We start from the raw sequence: 8,371 nt of genomic DNA, 5'->3' as shown, positions 1-8,371 counted from the left end.
ATTGTTGATTAGTATTGTATAAACTGAATAGTTTCATGATTTAAGTTTATGCAAAAAAGGTGGATTCTATTGAATCCACCTTTTCCCATTTATTCGGCTAGTTGCTTTTGCAACAGCCCCTTTTTTATAATTCTCCAAATTTTATACTTATTTTCTTAAATGCTACTTCTTTTGTTACAGTAAGACTTTCTGGATCTATTATAATTTTAAATATATTAGGGCATTTTTCTGATCTCCATAATTTCATAAACTTAGGAGTTGCTGTTAAACTAGCATAATATTTTTCTTCAAAATCATCAAAAAACTCTAGGAACTCTAACTTGCTAACTTTATCAACTACCAAATTGTCTTTTTTTATATTTTTTACTATTGGTACAAAATATCTTAATGGAATTTCATAATTATACCTTCCTTTTATCTTTTTTCCCTCTAATATTGGTCTCTTTAAAAAAGGAAATTTTATTATATCATCATCTTTTAAATTAATTTTAAAAATAGGTTCTTCATTTTTACCCTTTTGTATTTTTATCTTAATCATTTGTTTCACCTTTGGTTTATATTTTAATTTATTCCCATGTATCCCAAACTTCTTTTTTATACCCAAGAGTTGCAGTGTTTCCATTTCTAACTATAGGGGATTAAAATAGTTTAGGATTTTTTAATAAAATCTCTTCTTTCATTTCGCAGCTTCTAATTTTATCTAAATTTAGATTTTTATATTCCTTGCTAGATTGATTTATTAATTCATTTATTGAAATATTCCTTTTAACAGAATTAAGTTCTCCCTTACTAAGCCCTTTAATGTCTATATCTATAAATTGAAAGTTTATTTTTCTCTCTTTAAAGTATCTTTCTGCTTTCTTTGTATCAAAGCACTTCTTTCTTCCAAATACTTGTATATTCATGTAATTGTCACCTCCTAATGTCTCTTTATTATAACATAAATTTATATTATATATAAAAAGTAGATTATTTGTTCATTATCTATCAAAAATATTTTCCGTAATCATATATAGCAAAATGATTTATTTATAAACAACAATAATAAAAATATTATTTTATTATTATTTATAGAATATTTTTTCTCCATTGGTACAAGCTAATATTATAAATAAATCTTCCAAACAGAAATAGTATTTTTATTGTATAGTTATTATAAAAAAAAATTATTAATGATATCTATCAAAACACTTAAATATAGTATATTAACGAATGTCTATCATCTCAATGCCTTACAAAACCTTATTTAAATAATCAATTAATTATTTAAGTAAGTATAGGCAGGGAATAGATTTTCTATACAGCATCAAAAAAGCAATTACATATTCCTTTTTGCTTTTTTGATGCTGATTTATTTTGTTGAAATATGAACTTTTTCACTATATTATTCTATACTAATAATTAAGATGAATTTTTAAGGATGATGATTTTGCAATATTTTATTTTAATTTTAAAAGTTTTTATTATAGAATATATAATTATATTTTTGCATGAACTTTCTCATTATATTGTATCTTTATTTTTAGGATTTAAATGTTCCTTTTATCATGTAATTCCTTTTACTATTTATAAATATGACGGTAAATTCAAATTTAAATTAAAGCCTTTAATACAAGGCAATATGACAAGTAGATTACATTTTAACTCAATAAAAATATCTTCCAAAATAGAATACAACATTCTTTTAAAAAAGCTTAAAATATTTTTTTGGATTGGTCCAGTATTGGATTTTATAATATTTATAATATTGTTTTGTATCGGAGTCAGTAATGTTAACTACTCATACTTAGCATTAATTTCACTTATTCATCTATCTATTACTACTCTTAACTTTTTCAATAGCGATGGTAAATATGCCATAGGAGCAAATGAAGACTCTAGAATTGCTTTTGACTTAATTAGGAGCTTTACTATTTGCGGAAACGGAGAAATTCCATATGAAAGTAAAAGAATTCTTACTGACACACATATGGAAATTGCAGATGAGATAACTTTAGAAAAATTTGATGTAAATGATCTTTGGAACTTTCTAAATAATATTTCTTTTTTCACTAATTCTCTTTTAAGTTTTTTAAATAAAGATCTATTAACCATACATTCATCAACCTTCAAATTTTTTGAAAGTTTAATTATTGATTTTGATGATATAAAAAAATATGATTATAGGCAAATAGAAACGACTTCTATTTCTTTAATTTATTATTTTATATATAAAAAACTTAAAGACAAATCTTTTTATCCAAATGATGATATTATAAATAATATTTATAATGGATGTAATTCAATATATTTTAGAAAGTTATTTGATTTATATTTCACTTCTAATAACAATAATATTGAATACTTGATTAATGAAAATAATATGCCAAATTTTATGTCTCACTGTGAAGGTTATAATAAACTTCTTATAAATATTATTAATTTATATAAAAATGAAATGGTATAGTTAAAGCACTGTATTTTTAACTACAGTGCTTTAACTATATTTTAATTCATTTCTATATTATCAAATTTGTTATTTAAAATTAATATATCAACTCTTCTATTTTTAGCTCGTCCCTCTTCTGTAGCATTATCTGCAATTGGTCTATACTCACCATACCCTACAGCTGATAATCTGCTTGGAGATATCGATCCATAGCTAATTAAAAATTCAACTACATTAGAAGCTCTAACAGAGGAAAGTTGCCAATTTGAATGATAATCAGTAGTACTTATAGGCAAATTGTCAGTATGACCTTCTACCCTTACATAATTATCTATTTTGTTTAAAACATTTGATACAGAAATAAGTTTAGGTTTCAACTCCTCTTTTATATCCGCCTTTGCACTATCAAAAAATATACTATCGGTAAAGCTTATAATAAGTCCTCTTTCTTCTATACTTGTAGTTACACTTTCTTCTAACTCTAAATCTTTTACTATATCATTTACTTGTGATTCTATACCTTGTAATTTTTCTTCTTCACTTTGAACCAATGGCTTTAACTCTCCTGCCTCATCACTTGAACTACCTGAATTTTCAGCACTTCCTAAAACTGAAGATCCACCTGTGAATACAGCTCCCATAGAAGTAGCTAACTGCTTATACTTTGATTCATTAACACTAGAAGCGGAATATAATACAACAAAAAATATCATAAGCAAAGTTATAAGATCTGAATATGTAAGCAACCATCTTTCATGATTTTCTGGTTTTTCTACTCTCTTTTTCATCTATTTTCCCTCACTTGATTCAAGCTTCTTTAAGTCCTCTTCAGTTAAAAATCCTTCTAATTTACTTATTATAGAACTTGGACTAGCACCAGCTTGTACCAATAATAAAGCCTCAATACACATCTCTTTTTCAATTATTTCTTCACTATTTAAAATTTTTAGTTTATTTGCTATAGGCAACCAAATTAAATTAGCAGTTCCTATACCATAAAGAGTTGCAATAAAAGCTACAGCTATTTTAGGGCCTAAAGTACTTGGATCATCTAAATTACCTAAAACTTGAACAAGCCCCATAACTGTTCCTATAATCCCCATTGTTGGTGCATAACCACCAGCCGCCTCAAAAATAGAAATTCCTTGATGATGCCTTTCTGAAATTTGTTCTAGTCTTGTTTCTAATGATCCTTTCATGATCTCTGGATCAACTCCATCTACTATCATTTGCAGGCCTTTTTTTATAAAAGTATCTGTTTCTGTATTATTTAAATCTGCTTCCAAACTTAATAATCCATTTTTTCTTGTTTTTACTGTAATTTCCTTGAAGAATTCTACATTTTCTATAAGGTTACTATTTCTTTTCTTAAATGCAATGCTAAAAACCTTAGGAAATCTTTTTAAAGTTTTTCCTGGAAAAGCAACCCCAACTGCTCCTATTGTTCCACCAACAACTATTAATAATGCTGTGAATTGATATAAAGCTCCTAATGCTCCTCCTTCTAAAATAAATCCTAATATAATACAAGCAAAAGAAAATATAATACTTATTATTATTGTTATGTCCATATTTCACCATCCATATAATTTATTTCTAAATTATATATTTTTTATATTTACATATCAATCTCATTATTTTGTTATTTTTTATCTATTTTAGTCGATTTTTTCTCGTTAAAAAAACTATTGTGTAATAACTAACTTTATCGTTGCAATACACAATAGTCTATTTCTATAATATATTTTTTAATTCCTTTACCCAGCTTCTTGCTCCATTTACTGAATCCCAAGCAGTTTCTGCATTTTTCATATAGTAGACTGCATCTTCTTCAGTCCCTAAACTTTTAAGTTCAGGTGGATTTTTAGGAATTCTTTTTTGCTTGATTATATAATCTATAACAAATAGATTAGAAGCATTTGCAATTCTTAAAGCTCTTTCTGCTTCCTCTAATTTTCCTACTTTAAATAAATAAAGGGCTTTTGAGAATTTTGTAGATGGTAAGTAATCATTTTTATATTTATTTAATACATTTAAAACTTCATCATCTAAATTCTCTGTAATTAACCATGAAAGCAATACCCCTCTTATTAATAATCTATCTTCCGGATCTAGATTTATTAAATCATTAAACTCTTTTATTGCTTCTAACTTTTCATTTATACTCCATAATAAATTTCCAAGTCTATATTTGGCGCTATAGTATGGTCTTGTAACTTCTGAATCTAAGAATTTCCCTATATACTTATCTATATTTTCTTCACCTATAGCATTTTGAGCAACTTCTAATGCTTTTAATACTAAGGCCTTTTGTTCATTTATTCTTAACGAATTGTTATAAGATAATATTATATAAGCTTCCGCACATTTTTCACTTATTTTTAATGCTTCTTTAGCTAATTTAGCTTTTTTCTTATAATTTTTTTGATTCCATGCCTCATTAGCTATCTTATTAGCCTTTTTTAAATCCTCATCTTCTATAATCTCAGCTTCTACTTTTGAAACGCAAACCTCATCTAATGTTTCTTTCTCTATCTTTTCCTTTTGTTCTTCTTCCAAATCTATCTCATTATCCGCAATTTTCGAATTATCTAAAGAATCGCCTTTATTACACGTTATTAACCATTTATCATCTTCTAAATCTATTAACGCTCTTACTTCTCTTGATTTTGAAAGACCTGTACTACTACTTACCTCAAATAATTTATATAAATCCCCTGCTTTAATATTTATGCCTGTCTTATTTGTGAATAATCCATTTTTTAACCCCAAAGCATGTACAATTCCGCATGCCCATGAATTTGCTTTTCCTTTATTTAAATTAACTTCTTTTAATTCAGATATTTCTTTACATAAGCTCTCTGCAAGAAACAAATATTCTTCATTTAAGTTTTTTTTACAAACCTCTTCTATAAAACTCATTACTTCTAAATATCTATCATTACTTACTTCAGATGTTTTTTGCATTACTTATTTTCTCCTTTTTCTATTATGTTATTTGGAATATTATAAAGCCCATTATACTTAAATAACATACTCCAATTGATGATTTAAACCGATGTTTTATATTATATGATATTTAATTACTTTTTTCAAATAATAGTATGTTTTAGAAGTTAATATAAGTAAATTTATGTAAATTTGTAATAACTTTTCAATTATGCTATAATATGATTATATAAATTATTAAACAATATATATTTCAATTTTACTATTTTATTTAAAGAAGTGCATTACCTAATTAATATCCTTTTAATTTTAATTAGGTAATTGTAATTGAAAAATATATTTTTAAGGAGGTTAATAAATGAAAAAAAGAATTTTAGCAATATTAATATCATTATCTATCCCTTTTTCAATGATTTCTTGTGGAGCAGAAGCAAATAGTAACAAAAATAATACAGCATCTAATATTAGTAATAATGAAGCTACTATAATCGATGAAGAAGATAATATTAATGATAATACTCAAAATGATATTAGTAATTCTAATGAAACAATAACTGATAATGCAAATATTTATTATTATGACGTTGTTACTGATAAAATAGTTTACATAAGTAAAACTATTGAAATTAAAGATAAGGCTGTAGCAACTGCTTTAGTTAAAGAATTAAAGAAAGCTCCAAGTGAAGAAATTGCAGCTTCTTTAAATAGTGATATTTCCTTAAACTCGGCTGAAGTTGATAGTACTAATGATATTATAAAACTAGATTTTTCATCTAATTTTGTTGAAGCTCAAAACTTAGGTTCTGGTCCTGAATCTAGCACTTTAACTGCTATTTGCAATACATTTGGTGATTATTTTAATGTAACTCAAGTAAAATCATAACTTTAGACGGAAAACCTTATACTTCTGGACATATTTCAATGAAAGATGGAGATATATTTAAGGTTAACTTAGATAATACATTTGAATTAACAAAATAAAACTTATGATTTTAAATAATTTAAAATAAATTATTTAATATTTCTTAACTATAATTATACCCTATAGAGTAATAATTTTAATACTCTATAGGGATTCTTTATTCTACTTATATTCAATTCCTCTAGTATAAAATAAATCATCAGAAATCGCTGCTATTCCTCTAACTTTACTTCCTCTCTTTAATCTTTCTTCCTTAATTGGATCTAAAGGATATGCATTACCATTAAACTTTAATAACCTAAAATCATCTCCATTACTATTTAGTAACTTTACTACTAAATCTCTATATCCATTTGTTTTATTTTCAGATATTATAATTGGATTTGTAGCATTACTTATCTTTGATAAAACATTATATTCATTATCTTTCTCCTCTAATATAACTAAAGTTGCACCTCTTTCAGTACAAAATTTAGGTCCTTCTAAATAAACTAAAATTTGATAACTATCATCATCTTTTAATTTTACTTTATTATATAAGTAATTTACCTTATCCTCATCTGGATTTAATGAAAATTCTTTTTCGATTATCCTTTCTATAGCTTCATCTTTAACTACTTCTGATTCTATGAATTCAACCTTTGAAAAATCTAAGTAATCTTTATTTAATTCATCCTTTGCCCTAACTAACAAATTTGGTGTCTTTTCACCTAGTATTCCTACAAAAGAATCTACCCTAGTAAAAGTAATACCTTCAAAAGTTAAAACATTGCTCATTACCCCAAGAATATCTTTTTCATTAGTTCCTATAATTTTTTGTGTAACCAAAAGATCGTATACTCCCCTTCTTAGTAAATCTATCGGACTTATTCCAGATAAAGCTAAAACTTTTCCTATTATTTTTTTCTTTAAAGTACCATTATTGTTATATAAACCACTTAAGTAATCTTTATCTCTTCTACTTATATCTATGGAATAGGTCATTCCCTTATCTATATCTATTACATCCACAGTATAGTTATCTTGATATATAACTTGATATGAATCAAGTTGATTATAATAATTTGTATCAAAAATCTTTATATCTTTATCTCCATCTAGATGATACATATTAGCGGTTATATATCCATTATTTCCTATGTCTTCTATTATAAATAATATTTCATTATCTTTTATATTTTTAAAATGCTCTAATACTATTCTAGGATTATATCCTTCTATTCCCCTTAAATCTATAGTTGTTATCTTTCCACTTTCTCCGTCAGAAATTATAATTTGCATATTATGGTAAATCGTATTTTTCCCAAGCCCTCTCTTATTGCCAACTAAGTAAATAATATCTGTATCTCTACTTCCTTTTACATCACCAACTATAGTCATTATAACTTCTCTCTGTCCATGTTTATTCACTTCATTTCTCTTTAAGTTTTTTAAATATATAGCCATAAAAACCTCTTTTATAATATTACTACATTATATAATATTATAATATTATAATTTGTGTTATTTATATTACAATTGTCTATGATGCATGGATCTAATATATTTATCTTTTATAATTATATTTTAGTTATTTTATAATGATAAATTATAAAAAAAAGATAGGCTACTCCTATCTATAAAATATAGTATTTAAAACATTTTTATAATTAAATAAATTGCAACTAATTATTGGTAATTTCCTTATAATTAAAATTTTCCTTCTCCATCACAAACAGGACATATAAAACTTCCCTCACCATTACAGGTAATACATCGAGAATTAGGTAATTCTTCTGTTCCACAATCGCATTTTATTTTACCTGTTCCACTACAACTTATACATTCACTCATGTATTCTTCCTTATTAACCTTCATTTATATTCCTCCTTTGCTAGTTCTATCTATTAATTATTGTCTTAAATAATATTTTTATTCAAAATTTTTTTATATATAAAAAAATATGAAGGGGCTGTTGCAAAATGATTTTTAATCATTTTGTAGCAACCTCTTTTTTTGCATTTTAAAATTGATATTTTAGGGGTTATAATAAAAACATACTATGAAATATCTGGTTAAATATTTATTTTGTT

The 8,371-nt window shown here is 25.2% G+C and carries 8 protein-coding genes and 1 pseudogene; 2 read left to right on the top strand and 7 right to left on the bottom strand.

What is annotated here, in order from left to right; translation table 11 throughout:
• Positions 1-124: 124 nt before the first annotated feature.
• Both NSA50_RS19230 and NSA50_RS19225 read right to left on the bottom strand, forming a co-directional pair.
• Entirely contained in the window at positions 125-538 is a 414-nt protein-coding gene (locus tag NSA50_RS19230) for a hypothetical protein (RefSeq protein ID WP_195263577.1), read from the bottom strand.
• Positions 539-566: 28 nt separating this feature from the next.
• Positions 567-905, bottom strand: a pseudogene (locus tag NSA50_RS19225) (arsenate reductase family protein).
• Between the two features lie 716 nt (positions 906-1,621).
• Between NSA50_RS19225 and NSA50_RS19220 the strand changes: the two are divergent.
• Positions 1,622-2,446: a hypothetical protein gene (locus tag NSA50_RS19220; protein ID WP_257448029.1), complete on the top strand. Its 825-nt coding sequence runs from the start codon at positions 1,622-1,624 to the stop codon at positions 2,444-2,446.
• A gap of 41 nt (positions 2,447-2,487) precedes the next feature.
• Here the strand turns inward: NSA50_RS19220 and NSA50_RS19215 are convergent, their stop codons facing one another.
• The 3 genes from NSA50_RS19215 to NSA50_RS19205 all read right to left on the bottom strand — a co-directional run bounded on the left by NSA50_RS19215 (position 2,488) and on the right by NSA50_RS19205 (position 5,395).
• Positions 2,488-3,216, bottom strand: coding sequence for a flagellar motor protein MotB (locus NSA50_RS19215; RefSeq protein WP_195263580.1), 729 nt, complete (start codon positions 3,214-3,216; stop codon positions 2,488-2,490).
• A complete protein-coding gene (locus NSA50_RS19210; RefSeq protein ID WP_195263581.1) occupies positions 3,217-3,999 on the bottom strand; it encodes a flagellar motor protein in 783 nt (260 codons plus the stop codon).
• 163 nt (positions 4,000-4,162) lie between these two features.
• The gene (locus NSA50_RS19205; RefSeq protein ID WP_257448026.1) at positions 4,163-5,395 is read right to left on the bottom strand and encodes a DUF6398 domain-containing protein; all 1,233 of its coding nucleotides are present in this window, start codon (positions 5,393-5,395) and stop codon (positions 4,163-4,165) included.
• A 340-nt stretch (positions 5,396-5,735) separates the two neighbouring features.
• Here NSA50_RS19205 and NSA50_RS19200 point away from each other — a divergent pair, with 340 nt between their 5' ends.
• Positions 5,736-6,260 (top strand): GerMN domain-containing protein, encoded by a 525-nt coding sequence (locus NSA50_RS19200; protein WP_257448024.1) that lies wholly within the window; start codon positions 5,736-5,738, stop codon positions 6,258-6,260.
• Positions 6,261-6,461: 201 nt separating this feature from the next.
• Here the strand turns inward: NSA50_RS19200 and NSA50_RS19195 are convergent, their stop codons facing one another.
• Positions 6,462-7,745, bottom strand: coding sequence for a hypothetical protein (locus NSA50_RS19195; RefSeq protein WP_257448022.1), 1,284 nt, complete (start codon positions 7,743-7,745; stop codon positions 6,462-6,464).
• Positions 7,746-7,988: 243 nt separating this feature from the next.
• Positions 7,989-8,156: a DnaJ-like cysteine-rich domain-containing protein gene (locus NSA50_RS19190; protein ID WP_195263585.1), complete on the bottom strand. Its 168-nt coding sequence runs from the start codon at positions 8,154-8,156 to the stop codon at positions 7,989-7,991.
• Positions 8,157-8,371: the final 215 nt, after the last annotated feature.

The sequence above is a fragment of the Clostridium mucosae genome (genome assembly GCF_024622765.1).
Classification (GTDB): domain Bacteria; phylum Bacillota; class Clostridia; order Clostridiales; family Clostridiaceae; genus Clostridium.
Note: the sequence above shows the minus strand (reverse complement) of the source record. Positions and strands in the feature narration are given on the sequence as shown.

Excerpts from the sequence above, each read along its gene's own strand:
- NSA50_RS19230 (WP_195263577.1), bottom strand. The coding sequence starts at position 538 with ATGATTAAGATAAAAATACAAAAGGGTAAAAATGAAGAACCTATTTTT.
- NSA50_RS19220 (WP_257448029.1), top strand. The coding sequence starts at position 1,622 with ATGACAAGTAGATTACATTTTAACTCAATAAAAATATCTTCCAAAATA.
- NSA50_RS19215 (WP_195263580.1), bottom strand. The coding sequence starts at position 3,216 with ATGAAAAAGAGAGTAGAAAAACCAGAAAATCATGAAAGATGGTTGCTT.
- NSA50_RS19210 (WP_195263581.1), bottom strand. The coding sequence starts at position 3,999 with ATGGACATAACAATAATAATAAGTATTATATTTTCTTTTGCTTGTATT.
- NSA50_RS19205 (WP_257448026.1), bottom strand. The coding sequence starts at position 5,395 with ATGCAAAAAACATCTGAAGTAAGTAATGATAGATATTTAGAAGTAATG.
- NSA50_RS19200 (WP_257448024.1), top strand. The coding sequence starts at position 5,736 with ATGAAAAAAAGAATTTTAGCAATATTAATATCATTATCTATCCCTTTT.
- NSA50_RS19195 (WP_257448022.1), bottom strand. The coding sequence starts at position 7,745 with ATGGCTATATATTTAAAAAACTTAAAGAGAAATGAAGTGAATAAACAT.
- NSA50_RS19190 (WP_195263585.1), bottom strand. The coding sequence starts at position 8,156 with ATGAAGGTTAATAAGGAAGAATACATGAGTGAATGTATAAGTTGTAGT.